The organism is Mucilaginibacter mali, from assembly GCF_013283875.1.
Lineage (GTDB): Bacteria > Bacteroidota > Bacteroidia > Sphingobacteriales > Sphingobacteriaceae > Mucilaginibacter > Mucilaginibacter mali.
Genome location: NZ_CP054139.1, coordinates 4,516,118 through 4,533,306 on the forward strand (window position 1 = coordinate 4,516,118; position 17,189 = coordinate 4,533,306).

Annotated in this window: 16 protein-coding genes; 8 read left to right on the top strand and 8 right to left on the bottom strand. The window is 46.3% G+C overall.

What is annotated here, in order from left to right; all coding sequences use genetic code 11:
* The 4 genes from HQ865_RS19055 to HQ865_RS19070 form a co-directional block, all read right to left on the bottom strand.
* On the bottom strand, positions 1–1,227 hold the full coding sequence (locus HQ865_RS19055; protein WP_173416432.1) for a TolC family protein: 1,227 nt from the start codon (positions 1,225–1,227) through the stop codon (positions 1–3).
* 148 nt (positions 1,228–1,375) lie between these two features.
* On the bottom strand, positions 1,376–1,816 hold the full coding sequence (locus HQ865_RS19060; RefSeq protein WP_173416433.1) for a PepSY-like domain-containing protein: 441 nt from the start codon (positions 1,814–1,816) through the stop codon (positions 1,376–1,378).
* Positions 1,817–2,007: 191 nt separating this feature from the next.
* A complete protein-coding gene (locus tag HQ865_RS19065) occupies positions 2,008–3,255 on the bottom strand; it encodes a sensor histidine kinase (protein ID WP_173416434.1) in 1,248 nt (415 codons plus the stop codon).
* Entirely contained in the window at positions 3,252–3,929 is a 678-nt protein-coding gene (locus tag HQ865_RS19070; protein ID WP_173416435.1) for a response regulator transcription factor, read from the bottom strand. Before HQ865_RS19070 ends, HQ865_RS19065 begins: the two co-directional genes overlap by 4 nt.
* 273 nt (positions 3,930–4,202) lie before the next feature.
* On the opposite strand from HQ865_RS19070, the gene HQ865_RS19075 reads away from it, so the two are divergent.
* Both HQ865_RS19075 and HQ865_RS19080 read left to right on the top strand, forming a co-directional pair.
* Positions 4,203–4,619 carry an EamA family transporter gene (locus HQ865_RS19075; protein ID WP_173416436.1) on the top strand — a complete coding sequence of 139 codons (417 nt, stop codon included), beginning with the start codon at positions 4,203–4,205 and terminating at the stop codon, positions 4,617–4,619.
* Positions 4,620–5,303 (top strand): phosphatase PAP2 family protein, encoded by a 684-nt coding sequence (locus HQ865_RS19080; protein WP_173416437.1) that lies wholly within the window; start codon positions 4,620–4,622, stop codon positions 5,301–5,303.
* 215 nt (positions 5,304–5,518) lie between these two features.
* On the opposite strand, the gene HQ865_RS19085 is transcribed toward HQ865_RS19080, so the two are convergent.
* From HQ865_RS19085 to gcvH, 3 genes are all read right to left on the bottom strand, one after another.
* Entirely contained in the window at positions 5,519–8,356 is a 2,838-nt protein-coding gene (locus HQ865_RS19085) for a TonB-dependent receptor (protein ID WP_173416438.1), read from the bottom strand.
* A gap of 492 nt (positions 8,357–8,848) precedes the next feature.
* A complete protein-coding gene (locus HQ865_RS19090) occupies positions 8,849–9,244 on the bottom strand; it encodes a VanZ family protein (protein WP_173416439.1) in 396 nt (131 codons plus the stop codon).
* 8 nt (positions 9,245–9,252) lie between these two features.
* Positions 9,253–9,633 carry a glycine cleavage system protein GcvH gene (gene gcvH / locus HQ865_RS19095; RefSeq protein WP_173416440.1) on the bottom strand — a complete coding sequence of 127 codons (381 nt, stop codon included), beginning with the start codon at positions 9,631–9,633 and terminating at the stop codon, positions 9,253–9,255.
* 327 nt (positions 9,634–9,960) lie between these two features.
* Between gcvH and HQ865_RS19100 the strand changes: the two genes are divergently transcribed.
* The 6 genes from HQ865_RS19100 to HQ865_RS19125 all read left to right on the top strand — a co-directional run bounded on the left by HQ865_RS19100 (position 9,961) and on the right by HQ865_RS19125 (position 15,409).
* Positions 9,961–10,314: a YciI family protein gene (locus tag HQ865_RS19100; RefSeq protein WP_173416441.1), complete on the top strand. Its 354-nt coding sequence runs from the start codon at positions 9,961–9,963 to the stop codon at positions 10,312–10,314.
* A gap of 22 nt (positions 10,315–10,336) precedes the next feature.
* Positions 10,337–11,650, top strand: coding sequence for an RNA polymerase sigma factor (locus HQ865_RS19105; protein ID WP_173416442.1), 1,314 nt, complete (start codon positions 10,337–10,339; stop codon positions 11,648–11,650).
* 87 nt (positions 11,651–11,737) lie between these two features.
* On the top strand, positions 11,738–12,622 hold the full coding sequence (locus HQ865_RS19110) for an ROK family protein (protein ID WP_173416443.1): 885 nt from the start codon (positions 11,738–11,740) through the stop codon (positions 12,620–12,622).
* Between the two features lie 94 nt (positions 12,623–12,716).
* Positions 12,717–13,223, top strand: coding sequence for a hypothetical protein (locus tag HQ865_RS19115; RefSeq protein ID WP_173416444.1), 507 nt, complete (start codon positions 12,717–12,719; stop codon positions 13,221–13,223).
* Between the two features lie 53 nt (positions 13,224–13,276).
* The gene (locus tag HQ865_RS19120; RefSeq protein ID WP_173416445.1) at positions 13,277–14,239 is read left to right on the top strand and encodes an acetyl-CoA carboxylase carboxyltransferase subunit alpha; all 963 of its coding nucleotides are present in this window, start codon (positions 13,277–13,279) and stop codon (positions 14,237–14,239) included.
* Between the two features lie 360 nt (positions 14,240–14,599).
* The gene (locus HQ865_RS19125; RefSeq protein WP_173416446.1) at positions 14,600–15,409 is read left to right on the top strand and encodes a hypothetical protein; all 810 of its coding nucleotides are present in this window, start codon (positions 14,600–14,602) and stop codon (positions 15,407–15,409) included.
* 64 nt (positions 15,410–15,473) lie between these two features.
* On the opposite strand, the gene HQ865_RS19130 is transcribed toward HQ865_RS19125, so the two are convergent.
* A complete protein-coding gene (locus HQ865_RS19130) occupies positions 15,474–17,165 on the bottom strand; it encodes a pyruvate dehydrogenase complex dihydrolipoamide acetyltransferase (protein ID WP_173416447.1) in 1,692 nt (563 codons plus the stop codon).
* Between the last annotated feature and the right edge of the window lie 24 nt (positions 17,166–17,189).

Here is a 17,189-nt window from a genome sequence, read left to right on the forward strand (position 1 = left end):
CTATTTGTTCCAGTAATTTAACTGATTGATGAGCTGTAGTTTGCTGATATTGGTTTGCGTAAGCAGGTTCCTTACCGACATGTAGTTGTTGATGGCGATGATCAGGTCGGCCATGCGGACGTCGCCGGTCTGCATCAGTTGGGTATCCACCTTGATCAGGCTTTCCGAATATTTGAACTGGTCTTTTATCTGCTGCTCCAACTGGGCGTTATCGTTTATCTGCTGGTTCAACTGCGCTATTTGCTGGCGGTATTGGGTATTAAAAAATGTCTTATAGTTTTGGCGGGTATCCTCTTCAAGTGTTATCTTTTTTTGCTGTAGTTTGCGCTGACCACCATCGTATATCGGGATAGATATGCTGAAGCCAACGCTGGTACCAAAGTTTTTATAAGGTTGGTATGAAAAATCGGAATTGTAACCACCATCGGCAAAAACGTTGATCTTGGGTTTATAACTCTGATCTATCAAACTGCGGTTGTTGGCCAGGCGCATACTGTCTGTACGAAACTGCTGGAAATAGATGCTGTTGCGGGTATCCATAGGGAAACTGCGCTTTAAGTCCGGATCTTTTATTTCCAGCACGGCGGTATCTACAATTCCCGAAAGATAATTGAGCGTGGTCAGGTCGTTTTTATATTGCAGGCGCGACTGGGACAGCGTTAACTGCTGCTGTTTCAGGGTTACCAGGAAAGTGAGGTAATCGCTTTGGCGGTATACGTTGCCGCGGGTTAGTTTTTTTAACAGGTCTTCCTCTTTGGTCAGCAGGTCTACCACCTCTTTATTAAACTGGTATTGCTGCAGGCTGCCATAGGCCGTAATGTATTGGGTGGTGACGGCCTTTTTAAGATCCTGCTCGGATATTTTAATGGCATTCCCCAGCGAATCTTTCGATAGTTTCAAAGCCGATAACTGGGCGGCCAAATAATTTTTGTTGATGATCTGCTGATTAACCCCTACCAGCGCATTCAAAGTTTGCCCGTTGGTAATGGCCGATTCATACCCAAAACCACCGATGACCGGGGCATATGTACCGGTGCTGCTACCTATTACCTGTGGCTTTAGCCCAGCCCGTAACCGCAGGCTATCCAATTTGCCCGACGCGATCTGGTTGTTCAGGTCCTTAAGCAGGGGGCTGCTTTTTAAGGCGGCATTAAGGTAATGATCCAAGTCTTGTGCCCGGGTAGTAAAGGCAAAGGCGCAAATAATAATGCCGAGGATATATTTCATCCGGATGTTGGGGGTATTTATTGTGTTAAATTTATAAATAATATACTTAGGTTTTTAACCACAGAGGGCACAGAGAGAAAAATCACGGAGAACACAGAGGTATAGTTTATATTGAATATGATCTCTGTGTCCTCTGTGGTTAAAAAACCTAATCTTTTACTTCCTTAATAAAACTGCCTTTGGCATCAAATATCATATCCTTGCCGTTCACCTGGGCTTCGTAGTTCACTTCGCCGCCGGCTTTGGTAATTTTTGCTGCTTCCTTAATTTTTGCCCCTTTGCGGTTAGCGCTTACATAGCTTAATACACTGGTTGGCAATTCCGACACTTTTATCCCCATTTCCGATTCGGTCATGGTGCCATTGGCATCGTAAAGGGCCGACATTTCGTGGCCACCCATGGTATAGCCAGCTTCAAATTTGCCGTCTTCTTTCTCCCATTTTACGTTTGTTACGCCGGGGTTAGTTTTGGCAAACGCAGCCTTAACCGCAGCCGGAACTTTAGCCGCAGTGATTTTTTGCGCATAAGCGCCTGATGATACCGCGCCGGTTAGCACGGCCATCAACATTAATTTTTTCAGGTTTTTCATAATTTATTTGTTTTTATGAAAGCAAGATAGATGGGGATTTTGGAGATATTTTGTTGGAGATGATTTTTAACCACAGAGAACACAGCGGTTTCACAAAGGGCACGGAGGTTCTGATTAATAATTTCTTTTCTAAGCTTTGCCTCCGTGTCCTCTGTGGTTTTTTCTATCTGTGCCCTTTGTGGTTAAAAAACTCAAAACACCACTGTAAAATAATGAAACGGCGCACGGTAACGGTAATCCAGCATCCAATCGTAATTGCCGCATATTTGGGTGGAGATGGTAAGACCCAGCCCTGTCCCTTCAGAATTGGCCGATTTACTGAAGCGCTTAAAGATATCCTGGGTCGACATATCCCGGTCCTCGCCTGTGTTTTTTATCACCAGTTTATCTTTGGTTAGCGTGATATCAATTTGCCCCTGCGGCACATTATGTTTTATGGCATTAACCAGCAGGTTATTCACCAGTATTTCAACCAGGTAGCGGCTGGCCTGTACTTCTTTTTCTTCAGCAAAAACAGATACATTGATCTCCTTATCGGCATACAATTCCTGCAATTGCGCTACCTTTTCTTCCAGCAACCATTTTAGGTTTACAGGCTCATAGCCCGATATTACCTGGTTCTCTATCCGTGCCAGCAACAACATACTTTGGTTAAGACGGGTAAGGCGCGAAACCGAAGTGTACAGATCATTCAGCAGCATGCTTTGACGTTCGTTAAAGTTTTCGGTCTGTACAAGGGTATCCAGTTTGGAGTTGATGATAGCAATGGGGGTCAGCAATTCGTGCGAAGCATTTTCGGTAAACGCCTTCAGTTCGCCATAATCCTTTTTTACCCGGGTAGCCATACTGGTGATGGCATCGTTCAACTCGTTAAACTCGTCAATATTGGTGCGCTGGGGGGCTATATCGTTCTTTTCGGCCACATTAAAAGCTTTCACCTGTTGTAATATGCCATAAAAAGGCTGCCATATACGGCCCAGTACCAGGCGGTTAACCATAAGCAGCACAAACAACAGCAATAAAACAACCACTATAGTGATGCTAAAAATAACCCGGATCAGGTCATCCGTTTCAACCGAAGACTGCACCACTACAATTTTGTAAAGCACGCCATTAACATTAACGCTGCTTATCAGGCCACGCCCCTGCTCGTTTTCCCTTTCCTTAGGATTATAATAACTGGTATTGATGTATTCGCGCTTAACAGGCCCGCTAACCTTCGCAAAGCTGATCTGTTGGTCTTTAGATTCGAAAACCTGGGGCAGGCGATGGTTAGCGCGCACATACTCAAATATCTCCGATTCTTCTACCACCAGGTCCTTATCTGCCACGCCTATTAATATCCGGCTGATAGCCCAATAATAAACCATGCTGGTGAGCAGCATTACCACAATGGTAGATAACAGGTTAACGCGATAGTATCGGGTAAATAGCTTCATTGGTCGGTAAACTTGTAGCCCATGCCGTACGATGCCTGTATGTAATCGTTACTGCCGGCCTCTACCAGTTTTTTGCGGATATTTTTGATATGCGAATATATGAAATCAAAGTTGTTGGCCGCGTCGATACTGTCGCCCCACAAATGTTCGGCAATAGCGTTTTTTGTGATCACTTTGCCTTTATTGGCTATAAAGTACAACAGCAATTCGTACTCTCGCTTGGTAAATTTCACTTGTTGGTTATTCACCGATACGGATTTTGATTGCAGATCTAAAGCGATCTCGTTAAACACTACGATGTGGTTACCATCAAATGAACGCCGGCGTACGATGGCCGTTACACGCGCCCGCAATTCAGAAAGATGGAATGGTTTGGACAGGTAATCGTCGGCACCCAGATCAAGCCCCTGCAAGCGGTCATCCAGCGCATTGCGCGCCGATATGATCAGCACCGCATCTGGGTGGCGGTTCTGTTTCAGCGCTTTCAGGATATCCAGTCCGTTACCATTGGGCAGGGTAATATCCAGGATAATGCAATCGTAACGGTACAGATTGATCTTTTGCAGGGCCGAGGTATAATCGCCCACGGTTTCGCATACGTTGCCCGCCTCGGTAAAATAATCGCGGATGCTATCCCGAAGGCCGGGTTCGTCTTCAACTACCAATAACTTCACAAGGTAAATTTAGTTGAAAAATCTGTAGGAAATCTGTGGTGTAGCTGGCAATTTAACCACAAAGTACACAAAGGGAGGAGCCACAAAGTTCACAAAGATTTTGTTTTTACAGCGATATGCTTTTAAATCTTCGTGTACTTTGTGCTTGATCGTATTGAATATCTTTGTGCCCTTTGTGGTTAAATCTCAAAAAATCCCAGCACGCCAAAAACCAAATCCCCCCATCCCATATTTATACAAAATCGGTTAACACATTTGCTTAAACATTTTACTATGTGGTGGATATACGCATTACTATCGGCCGCCTTTGCGGCGCTGACGGCCATTTTTGCCAAGGTGGGCATCAAGGGGGTGGATACTAACCTGGCTACGGCCATCCGCACGGTGGTGATACTGGTGCTGGCCTGGGCTATTGTATTGGTTAGGGGTAATTACAGCATCGGCAGCCTCACTAAAACCAACTGGATCTTCCTGATATTGTCGGGTGTGGCCACAGGTTTGTCGTGGATATTCTACTTTAAGGCCCTGCAACTGGGCAAGGTAGAGCAGGTAGCCCCGCTGGATAAGCTGAGCGTGCCGCTGGCCATTATCTTAGCTACCATTTTTTTAGGCGAAAAGTTAACTTTAAAAGATTCCATCGGCGCATTTCTCATCATATCGGGTACATTTGTGTTGATATTAAAATTTTAAATGACCACAACGCCGTTCGAAAAAACCACCTTAGCTAAATTATTCAACAAGGTTTGGCTGTTCCTGGTGCCGTACCTGCTTATTCTTACCGGCTGCCTGATCATTAAAAGCCTCTACACACGCGAGCAGATCTATTTTTACATCAACGGACTGCATACCAACTGGGGCGATGTGGTGTTCCCATTCTTCACCATGCTGGGCGACGGGTTGGCACTGATCACATTGGCGGCCATCATCGCGTTGTTCAGCTACCGGCGGGCCTTCCTGCTCATTTCGGGATACCTGTTTACCGCCCTCTTCGCGCAGGTGCTGAAGTTTATGTTCGATATGCCGCGCCCTTACCTGTATTTTAAGGATATGCACAGCAAAATGCACTTTGTTAAGGGGATAGATATGCTCAGCTACCACAGCTTCCCATCAGGCCATACGGTAACGGCATTTTCGGCCTGCCTAACGCTGGCCTACCTGTTCCGCAATAAGTTTTTAGATGTGCTGATGTTGGCGCTGGCTTGCTGCATTGGCTACTCGCGCATGTACCTTAGTCAACACTTTTTCGAGGATGTTACCGCCGGATCGGCCGTGGGCGTATTTGTTACCTTGTTTTGGCTATACTGGCTGGATAATAAGCACATCTTCCATACTGAAAGGTGGCGTGGTGGGTTGATACGAAGGTTTGGGAATTAGTACTTGCATAGGTATTGCCTTGCATAGCGGCTGACTCACCCGTCCGTGGCTCCGCCCGGACACCCTCTCTTGCCTTTGGCAAAAGAGGGATGGGGGTTATACGATACTCTTTCTTCTCTCTTTCCGCAAAGCGGAGAGAGGGTGGTCGAGTGAAGCCACGACCGGGTGAGTAATTGCCTTGGTTAGTTTAAATATCACATTCAGATAGCCTCTCCCTACCGCATAATAATCAACCCGCCATGCCCGTTCTGCTCTTTACTTGCGCCAACCTTTGTTATCTTATAGATCAGCTTCATGTAGAAGTAGCGGCCCAGGGTATTTGTCTCGTTGTTAGTGATCACACCCGTGCTGCTGATGGAGCGCTGGATCCCCGAGTTTTGATTCAACAGGTCGAACGCGTTAAACTGTAGGGTGAGGTTCTGATTTTTCAGGAAATAATGCTCTACACCCGCGTTCCACAAATAGTACGATGTATTGGCGCTGGCCGGTTGGCCCCGGTACAGGTTCTGGTTAATATCGCTGAAGATGCGCCAGGTTTTGGTGGGTAGCACACTCGCGCTGGCATTGTTGTTATAGCTAAAATAGTTACGATCCGCAGCGTGCTGATACGAGTTGCTGGCCGTATTATAGTTGCCGCTAAAGCGCAGGCTTAGCTGTACATTATCCCTATCGAACGACGGACCGAAGTTTACGCCCGGCGAGTAGCGGGTTACCGCGTTACGGTTGCCATTAATAAAATTAATATTGCGATTAGCCGATGAGTAGCTGCCCACGTTAAACTTCAGACCCTTAATTTTTGTAGGCTGACCAATGTTAAAGCCCAGACCAGCGTTAAAGTTACCGTCAACATTTATCGGTTTCGAGGTGGTGATCCCGTTGCCATCAACCGTGCTTGATGTAGAGAAGCCATTCCAGGTAGTACTGTAATTACTGTAGATGTTGATGTAATTATTGGTCTTAAAATCAAAATAATTATAATTCAGGTTAAAATTCAGCGATCGCGACATCGTTAGATCGGCGTTACCCTGGCGGATGTACAGCGGGTTTGTATTGTTAAACACCGTTTGCAGATCGGTAGCCGACGGTAGCGATACATTGGTATTTATGCTAAAGTTAAGATTACGGCCATTTTTTTGGCGATAGTTGAAGCTGGCATTAGGTACCAGGGCCCAGGCATCGCGACTAACATCGTTACGGATATTATTGGCAAACGATATGCCGTGAAGGCCCAATTCGGCCACGGCCATATTAACCGAAGCGGTGTACGACTCGCCCGATTTGCTAATGCCCGCCGTAGTGGTATAACGGTGGTTGGTATTATCTGAATTGCCGGAATATTGCGGGTTAAACACTTCATAGTTACCGGTTACAGCATTATAATCAACCGTGTACTGATTGGCGTTTTGCTTGCGCAAGTCGGCGGTTTGGCTGATATTAAGATTGATCTTCTTCTTTTTATTCAATGACCTAACGAACGACGCAGTACTGGTTAAAAAGCTGGCATTATTATCCTGCGATGCCTGCTGGTTGGTATTGGTGCTGGGCTGGCTGCTTACATAATAGCGGGTGGTGGCCTGGTTCAGGTAGTCGGCATTATTGGCCGAGTAGTTACCCGTAGTATAAAAATTAACCGAGCCATTACCGTTATGGAAGCGGTGGTTAAAGGTAAACTGCCCCCCTACTGCCGGGCTATGCGTGGTTTGATCCAACAACTGGCGGATGCTATTCACACTATCGGCTGTTTGTTTAGTGGTGCCCGATGCCGACAGCGAGTAATTCTTTTTATAGGTGAACGAGAAGTTGGGCTTAAAATTCAGGTTGTTCAGGCTGTCTATTTTGTACTCCAGGTTAACCGAGTAGCGGTAGCTGTTGCTCACATTATTACCACTGCTCAGCTGATTGGTGAACAGATTATTGGGCACATCCTGCAGATCGGACGCCTGGGTGATATTGTTTTTAGATATCACCGTGATAAAACTGGTGTTAAACTTAATTTGCCCCTTTTTGCCCCATTCGTCGCTATAGTTTACACCCGCGGTGTGGTTAGTGATCAGGCCACCGTTCACGCCCGAGAACGCCCCGTTGATATTAGCACGGCCATTATTGCTGATATTGATGGAAACCCCACCATCGGCCGAACCAAACGCGCTGAAGGCGTTACCACCCGCAAAATTGTTGATATCCTCGAACGCGAAGCCGCTCTCGTTCATATTATTACTCAGCGACAGGATAGAGAATTGCTTTTTATTATCGAAGCGGTTCATGTTAAACTGTCCCAAATAACGGTTGTCATTGCCACCGGCAACCGACATGTTACCGAACCAACCCTTTTTCTTATCGGCTTTTAAGGTAACGTTCATTACCTTGTTACGGTCGCCATCGTCAATACCGGTGTTTTTGGCTTTATCTGTCTTATCGTCGATGATCTGTACCTTATCTATCGCGTCGGCAGGCAGATTTTTGGTTACAGCTTTGGGGTCGTTACCAAAGAATTCCTTACCATCCACCAATACCTTGCTTACCTCCTTGCCCTGGGCGGTAATCTTGCCGTCCTTATCCACATCAACACCGGGGATCTTTTTAAATAACTGTTCAACGTTATCGTTCTTCTGCGTTTTGTACGATCCGGCATTGAATTCAATGGTATCCTTTTTTATCGTCACAGGGGCCTTTTCGCCGGTTACGTTTACCTCCTTCAAATTTTTAGAGGCCAGTTCCATAGGCAGGGTGCCCAAATCCACAAACGGTTTTTGCGCGGTAATTTCAAAATGCTCTACCCGGTTTTTTAACCCAAATTGCGATACGATCATACGGTAGTTGCCGTTTGCCAGTCCGGGTATTTCCAGCAAGCCATCTTTGCCGGTCATAGTGCTTTTTACAACCGACGAGTCGGCCCCGTTAAGGATAACCGAGGCGGTAGCGAATTCAACGGGTTGATTTTTGTCGTCGACTATTTTCGCTTTAACCAGCCTTTTCTGGGCCTGGGCAAACGAACTAAGCGCGACGCACATCGTAAACAGTAGAAATAAAGGAGCGTAAAAATGTTTCTTCATAAAATTGCGATAACGTAATAATAGGGTTGACGCCAAAATAACTAAATGATTAGTTTTATCAATATGCGTTAACATACTTTAACATCCGGTTATTGGACCAACGCCTAAAGAGACGTTGCCGGGAATGAAGTGTTACAGGTTGTGCCTATAAATTTAGTTTATCGTTAAAAATGTTACAGAGAGGAATGATGTAACTCTTTTGAGAAGGCTTTCGGCTAAAGCCATTTCGTTTGTTGAGATGCTCCGTACCATAAATTGGTCGGCAATGAATTCAGAAAGGTTTTCGGAAAAGCAGATCGAAAACTTCATTGCCGTTGGCTTTAGCCAACGGATATATATCAAGCCAGGGGAACTTTAGCTTCAAATAATTAAGCTAAACCCGCAACCTTGCTTTGCTCTATTTTCAGCATACCAAAATGCGGGCAGCCGCATCCCTTTTTAAAGATGCCGCAACCACCCAGGCCCAGGCAGGCCGCTGCAATAATCAAGTATTTAATCCTTCGCATTTGCTGATGCATATAACGTTACCAATATAGCAAATATTGCCATGCCGGCGCCAACCGCGTCGCAGAAAAGGTCATCCCATTCGCCACTGCGCCAGGTGAATACATATCGCTGCAACAGTTCGATAATGCCGCCGTATAGTACTACTATAAAAAACGCCCTGATACCGGCCATCAAAGTAAAATGCCGCACGCCGTATTGCCTGATAAAACCGCTGCCTAAAAACACGGCCTGCACAAAAAACAGCCCGCAGTGGGTTACCTTATCAAAACCCGGGAAAAACAGGTGCGACTTCCCTACTGAACCGAACTGGATATTACAGATGATAAAAATAAATAAGGCCCACCATAAAGCGGGCCTTTGATATTTTAAAACTTGTTTCATTAGTGCAATTATGCGCCTACAATTTCCTGGTAAGCGTCGGCGGTTAATAAACCGTCAACATCGGCAACGTTAGCAAGGCTAATTTTTACCATCCAGCCATCGCCATAAGGATCTGTATTTACCAGTTCGGGCTGGCTATCCAGCATTTTATTTACCTCCAGCACTTTGCCGGCAACAGGCATAAACAGGTCAGATACGGTTTTAACTGCTTCAACAGTACCAAAAACATCCTCGGCGGCAACATCCTGCCCTACCGAAGTAATATCAACGTAAACAATATCGCCCAATTCGCGCTGTGCGAATTCGGTAATGCCAATAATGGCCTCGTTGCCTTCAACGCGTATCCACTCGTGGTCTTTAGTGTACTTCAGTTCTGCTGGAAAGTTCATGTTTGTCTTTAGTTTTTTGTCCGCTCAAAAATAGAAAAATTGTCTGAACCATGATTAACAGATGAATAAGATTTGCAGGATTTTTATATCTTGTAAATTAGGAGGCGATATATAAGCATGATAATCCTAAAATCTGTTTAATCGTGGTTCAGAACCATGATTAAACAGATTAGTTTGATTACAAGATTTTTAATAACATATGGATCATGGCAAATCCTAAAATCCTTTAATCATGGCCCTTTTTTTATCATCAATGTCCAATTCCGTAAAACCCGTTTGTTATTGGGGTGTAGTTCACATAAATAAATAACATTAAAAACTAACAAAATGGATGAGTACCTTTTAATTATGCGCCATGAAGACGGCACCAGGATCGCATCGCCCGAGCAGATGCAGGCATGGATGAAGCAAACCATGGATTGGATAGGCGGCATTGCCGCGCAAAATAAATTTGTAAACGGCACCGGTTTACCGATGGATGGCGCTAAAATAGTGCACCACGGCGGCCTGGTTACCAATGGCCCATTCGGGGATATTAAAGAAACCATCGGCGGTTTTATAACCGTGCGGGCCGATAGTTACGAAGAAGCCGCCGAACTGGCCAAGGGCTGCCCGGTGCTGCAAGGCGAAGGCAATACCGTGGAGGTGCGCAAGGTGGCTAAGAATGACGGAACGCATTAATGAGTAGAATTTAAACACAGCGATGAAGCCTCACCCTAAATCCCTCTCCAAAGGAGAGGGACTTGAAAATCCTGCCTCCCTCTCCAAAGGAGAGGGCCGGGGTGAGGCCAACCAGCAAACCCTCATCCCCCACTTATTCCGCACCGAGTTTGGTAAAATTACAGCGGTGCTATGCAAGTTGTTTGGGTTTGCGCATGTGGAGGTTGCCGAAGATATCGCCGGCGAAGCCTTCCTTTCGGCTATGGAAAGCTGGCCTTATAAGGGTATCCCCGAAAACCCCACGGCCTGGTTGTATGCCGTGGCGAAGAACAAGGCGAAGAATCACCTCCATCGCCATCAATTATTTACCGATAAGGTGATGCCGAATATAGACACTACGGATACTGTATCGTTGGAGATCGACCTGTCGGATACCCATATTGCCGATAGCCAGTTGCAGATGCTGTTTGCGATCTGCCATCCGGCCATCGCGGCAGAAGCGCAGATTGGCCTGGCCCTGCGGATACTTTGCGGCTTTGGGATAGATGAGATCGCCAACGCCTTTTTATCTAACAAGGAAACGATAAATAAGCGACTATTTCGTGCGAAAGAGAAGTTGCGCAGTGAACAGGTGGCGATAATGTTTCCGCCACCGGCAGAAATTGATAAGCGGCTGGAAACGGTGCTGACCACGCTCTACCTGCTTTACAACGAAGGCTATTATTCTGAAAGCAAGGACAGTGTTTTGCGGGAAGATCTTTGCGTGGAAGCTATGCGCCTAACCACTTTACTGATGGGAAACATCCGGACAAATCAGCCCAACGTGAATGCGTTATATGCATTAATGTGTTTTCACTCCTCACGCTTCGCGGCACGCAAGGGTTTGGAGGGAGAACTGGTGCTTTATGATGACCAAGACGAAACACTGTGGAATCAGGGATTGATAACCAGGGGTGCTTTCCATCTGCACCAGGCATCGCAGGGTGAGCATCTTTCCAAATATCATTTAGAGGCCGGCATTGCCTACTGGCATACCCAAAAGACCGATGCGCCGGAGAAATGGGAGAACATCCTGCAATTATATAACCGTTTGCTGCAAATAGCCTATTCGCCGGTGGCAGCGCTTAACCGTACTTATGCGCTGGCCAAGGTAAAGGGCAACGCGGCTGCCATCACCGAAGCGGAGAAACTGGGATTAACCGGTAATCATTTTTATTATACCCTGCTGGGCGAGTTATACCGGGATATCGATATAACTATCGCCAAAAAACATTTTGAAACCGCGCTTACCCTAAGTAAAACCCTGGCCGACAGGCAAACCATCCAAAAAAAACTGGACGCTTTTGATGCATTTTGATAAAAATTAAATCCATTGCCGATGCGATTTTATCAACATCATCGTTTTATTAAGATCAATTATTAAATTTGGTCTCAATCTAATTTCATGGACACAGCCTCTTCAGCCAACGATAACGTTTTGGGTGTTTATATCAGCGGGTACCACATTACCACACTGATCGTAAACCTGCGCACACGCGGTGTGCTCAGCACATCGCACCAGCGTAAAGCCATCAACTCCAGGGGCACCGCCGATGAAATTATTGATGCCTGCGCCGCGGCGATCAGCCATGCGCTTACTACCAACAATACCAGCATTACCAAAATTGGAGTGGCTATGCCCGGTCCGTTCGATTATGAGCAGGGTATCTCCTACATCCATAACAACAAAAAACACGAAGCCCTTTACGGTCTTAATGTAAAGCAAATGCTGGCCGATAAGCTTGATTTCCCTATCGAAAACATTTGTATGCTGAACGATGCGGCCAGCTTTTTAAAAGGCGAGGTATTTGCCGGCGCGGCCCGCGGACATAATCACGTTTTTGGCCTGATATTAGGCACCGGCCTGGGTACCGCTAAATTTAATGATGGCCACGCCGATGATGCCAACCTGTGGGATTCGCCGTTTTTGGATAGTATAGCCGAGGATTATTTGTCCGAACGCTGGTTCCTGAAACGCTATTACGAACTATCGGGCATTAACGTGGTTGATGTGAAGGAGCTGGCTACCTTCTACAATTCGTCGAACACGGTAAAGCAGGTGTTTAAAGAGTTTGCCAATAACCTGGCCCTTTTCACCGCTAATTTTGTGCGCGGCGGCGATACCGAAAGCATTGTACTGAGCGGAGATATCTCAACCAAAGCTTCTGATTGCTTCCTATCGGTTTATAAAACCCAACTGAGCAAATTAGGTATCGAGTTGCCCGTTCACGTATCAAAACTCAATGCCGACGCGGTGCTGATCGGGGTAGCCTCTTGCTGGTTGCAATAAGGTTTGGTTGCCGTCCCGATTTGTCTTTTAATTAAACATCTCCCCACATTTGGCGTTATTTAATGGAGATCTTTCCCGTACTTAATTATTTATAATGCATAAAACGCTACTATTTTTATTTGCCGCATCACTTTTTACTATTAACACCCGGGCGCAAACCAACACAGATACGGTATTGAAAAAGTCGCCGGTACGTACATTAACAGACCAGCAATACAACGCTTATTTAAAGGGCGCAGATGTTGGTAACAAGGCCTACATTGCCGAATTGTACCATTACCCCCTGCCCGATAAGCTGTTGCAGTATAAAAAAGAGTTGGATTTGAGTCCATCGCAAATTGCGGCAATTACCGCTATCGTGAAGCAATTGCAAATGAAGCGGTTGGAGATAGGTGCATCGGTGATCCGTAACGAGCGGGTGTTGGATAGCCTTTTCCGCACCAATAAGGCCGACGAAGGCAGCATTATATTTTTTGGTAACCGTTACGGTTTATACGAAGGCGAGTACCGCACGGCCGTTTTAACTGCCTGCTTCAAGACCCAGAAAGCGCTAACCGACCGGCAGATAAAGAAGTTTGAAGCATTGCTGAAGCATAATTGATAATTTGCCGATGGTTTTATGTAATTTAGCAGCCCGTTTAGATCATTATTCTAATGAAGATATCGTTTGATTTTGAAAAACCGCTGGCCGATCTGCAATCGCAGATTGATAAGGTGAAGCAGGTTGAAGATAAAACACAGGTGGATATGTCTGCCACGCTAACCGAATTACAGGACAAGCTGGAAGCCGCCCAAAAACAAGTATACGCCAACCTTAACGGCTGGCAAAGGGTGCAAATATCCCGCCACCCCGAACGCCCTTACACCCTGCAATACCTGGAGTTGATGTGCGATGATTTTATCGAGATGCACGGCGACCGTACCGTAGGTGATGACAAGGCTATTGTAGGCGGCTTCGGCTCGCTTAATGGGCAAACGGTGATGTTCATCGGTCACCAAAAGGGCCGCAACACCAAAGAGCGCCAGTACCGCAACTTCGGTATGGCCAATCCTGAAGGTTACCGCAAAGCCCTGCGCCTGATGAAACTGGCCGAAAAATTCAATAAACCGATTGTTACCCTGATAGATACCCCGGGCGCGTTCCCTGGTCTTGAGGCCGAAGAACGCGGACAGGGCGAAGCCATTGCCCGCAATTTGCTGGAAATGTCTGTACTGAAGGTACCGGTGATCTGCGTGATCATTGGCGAAGGCGCATCGGGTGGAGCCTTAGGTATTGGTATCGGCGATAAGGTACTGATGCTGGAGAACTCCTGGTATTCGGTTATCTCGCCTGAGAACTGCTCTACCATCCTTTGGAAAACCTGGGATTATAAAGAGCGCGCTGCCGAAGCGCTGAAATTATCATCAACCGAAATGTTGAAGAACAAACTGATAGACGGTGTGATCAAAGAACCCCTTGGTGGTGCCCACCAGGATCCGGTAGCAATGGCAACAGCCCTGAAAAAGCACTTATTAAAAGATTTGAAAGCGCTGCACGAAATTGATATCAACACACTGGTGAGCGAGCGGATCGAGAAATTTTGCTCAATGGGTGTGGTGAATGAGAATGAGGCGTAACACACACTAAACCGTCATTCTGAGCGGGAGCGAAGAATCCCAAACAATACAGAGCCTCTTTGCTTGCCGGGGATTCTTCGCTCCCGCTCAGAATGACGGCATACATATAAAGAGGCAAAGGCCCCGGTAAACCGGGGCCTTTGCCTCTTTATACCCTCCCTAAAAACTTTTCTCCCCAATAACAACTTATTCAAATAATGTCGATATTTATATAACGGATGTCGCAGGTTTTCAGGCTGTTCATCTCAATTATAAATTTGGTATACTATAAGCGTTTAAATTTATTTAGGCGGATAATGCACCCTGATCGTTATCCCCCGCCTGAATAAACCGCATCGCTAAATCAAAAACACGTAAACCATGAAAAAAACAATTTTACTTTTTGTGATCATCCTGCTCAGTGGCAGTGTATTTGCGCAAAGCAATGGGGCATCCCCCGCTAAACAAAAGCCAAACCCAGTATTAGATTCGTTATTAGAGAAAATGCAGACCATGGAAATCGCGCAAAAACGGACCGTCAAAAAAAGCCCGGTATCGGTGGTCCTGAAAACGGATACGGTGGTATACCGCATCGATCAAACCATGATCGGCTACCAAAGGATAGACCAGTTACTGAAAGGTATATCATCCTTCGCGATAGATTCAAGCGGTGCGGTAAGTTATCTGGGGCAACCTGTAAAAAAGATAGCGATAAATGGCAGGCCTTACGCGGGATTAGATCTTGCCAAATTTATCAAAAGGCTACCGGCTAATTTGTTGGATAACATGGAGTTGATAGATGATTATGGCGATGCTGCATGGAATTCTTTTGTGCATTCCGGCCCCGATAAATTGCTAAACCTAAATATCAAACGCAGCGTGATGGAAGATCTGGAATATTACCTGTCCAACCGCCCGTCCCGCCCGCTTTATTCCCGCGGGCAATATGACAATCCTGATCTGTACGGCAATATCTATGTAGATGAACATAATCCCTTAGACCGCCGCACTAACCGTGCCATAGCCAGTATGCTGGCCCTAAGCGACCAAATGCACGAGGTAGATCAATACGGCGATCAGATACCACACTTCCTCATCCCTACACCCTACCCGGTTAAGGATGTAATGCTGAAGCGGGATAGCCAGGCTGATAAAGATCGTGTGCCAAAGGCACTCAGGCTAAACCCATAAAACAAAAACGCCCCGAAATTCGGGGCGTTTTTGTTTTATGCACGTCTTAAGACTTTGTACTTATTTAAACCAGTAAACGAACCGGCTCTTCCAGTAACGATTTCAGCGTTTGCAGGAATGCGGCACCCAGTGCGCCGTCAACCACGCGGTGGTCGCAGCTTAGGGTTACTTTCATGATGTTGCCCGGTACTACCGCGCCATTCTTCACTACCGGTACGGCCTGTATACCGCTAACGGCCAGGATACAAGCGTTAGGTGTATTGATGATGGCGGTAAACTCGTCTACACCAAACATGCCCAGGTTAGAGATGGTAAAGGTAGAACCTTCCATTTCGGCTGGTTGTAGTTTTTTAGATTTTGCTTTACCGGCAAACTCTTTCACCTCGGTTGAGATATGGCTTAGCGATTTACCATCGGCAAATTTAATTACCGGTACCAGCAGTCCTTCGTCAACCGCAACGGCTACACCAATGTGTACGTGCTCGTTAGTGCGGATCTTATCACCCAGGAACGAAGAATTAATAGCCGGGTGCGATTTCAATGCCACCGCGCAGGCTTTAACTACCAAATCGTTAAATGATATTTTAACAGGGGCATACTCGTTCATTTTAGCACGTGCCGCGATAGCCGAATCCATATCGATAGACATGGTTACGTAGAAATGCGGAGCGGTAAATAAACTTTCAGACAGGCGGCGGCTGATGGCTTTACGCATTTGCGTAACCGGCCTTTCGCTAAATTTCTCTTCGCCGGTATAAGTTGGCAGGGTGATAGCCGGTTTAGCCGGAGCACCAGCAGCAGGTGCAGCTTCGGCCTTAGCTTCCTGTACTTGTTGAGTTGATGGGGTAAAGCCTTCAACATCTTTCTTTACAATGCGGCCGCCATCGGCGCTGCCTTTAACATCGTTAAGGTTAATGCCTTTGTCCTTAGCCATTTTACGGGCTAAAGGAGAAGCTTTTACGCGGCTGTCATCTTCTTGCGAAGAAGTTGCAGTAGCAGTTGCAGCAGCAGGAGTGCTACTGCTGCTATTTTCTGCCACTTTCTCTTCGGCAGCAGGAGCGGCTTCAGCAGCACCACCGTTATCGTTCAATAACGGGGTAATGTCGGTACCTTCTTTACCAACAATGGCAATGATACCATTAACAGGGGCAGCTTCGCCCTCTTTAACGCCTATGTATAATAAAGTACCGGCTTCGTAACCTACTACTTCCATGGTCGCCTTATCGGTAGCTACATCGGCCAGCGAGTCATCGGCTTTTACTTTATCACCAACTTTAAAATTCCATTTTTCAATAGTACCCTCGGTCATGGTATCGCTCAGCAAAGGCATACGGATAACCGTAGCCGGGATGCTGCTTAAATCAACCTTAGGTGTAGCAGCCGGAGCCGGTGTAGCGGCAGGCGCGCTATCTTTAGTTGCAGTGGCAGGCTCAGCTTTCGGGGTGCTACTGCTACTATCTACTGCTGCTTTTTCGGCAGGCGCGCTGGCGCTTTCCAGCAGGGCTTTGTAATCTTCGCCTTCTTTACCCAAAACAGCAATCACGCTATCAACAGGTACGGCGCCACCTTCCTGCACCCCGATGTAAAGCAGGGTACCATCCTGGTACGATTCAAAATCCATTGTGGCTTTATCAGTTTCAATTTCGGCCAGTACATCGCCCGATTTTACTTTGTCGCCCACTTTTTTATGCCATTTAGCAATAACACCCTCGGTCATGGTGTCGCTCATTTTAGGCATTTTAACTACTTCAGCCATATATTTTTGATGAATAGTTGATGT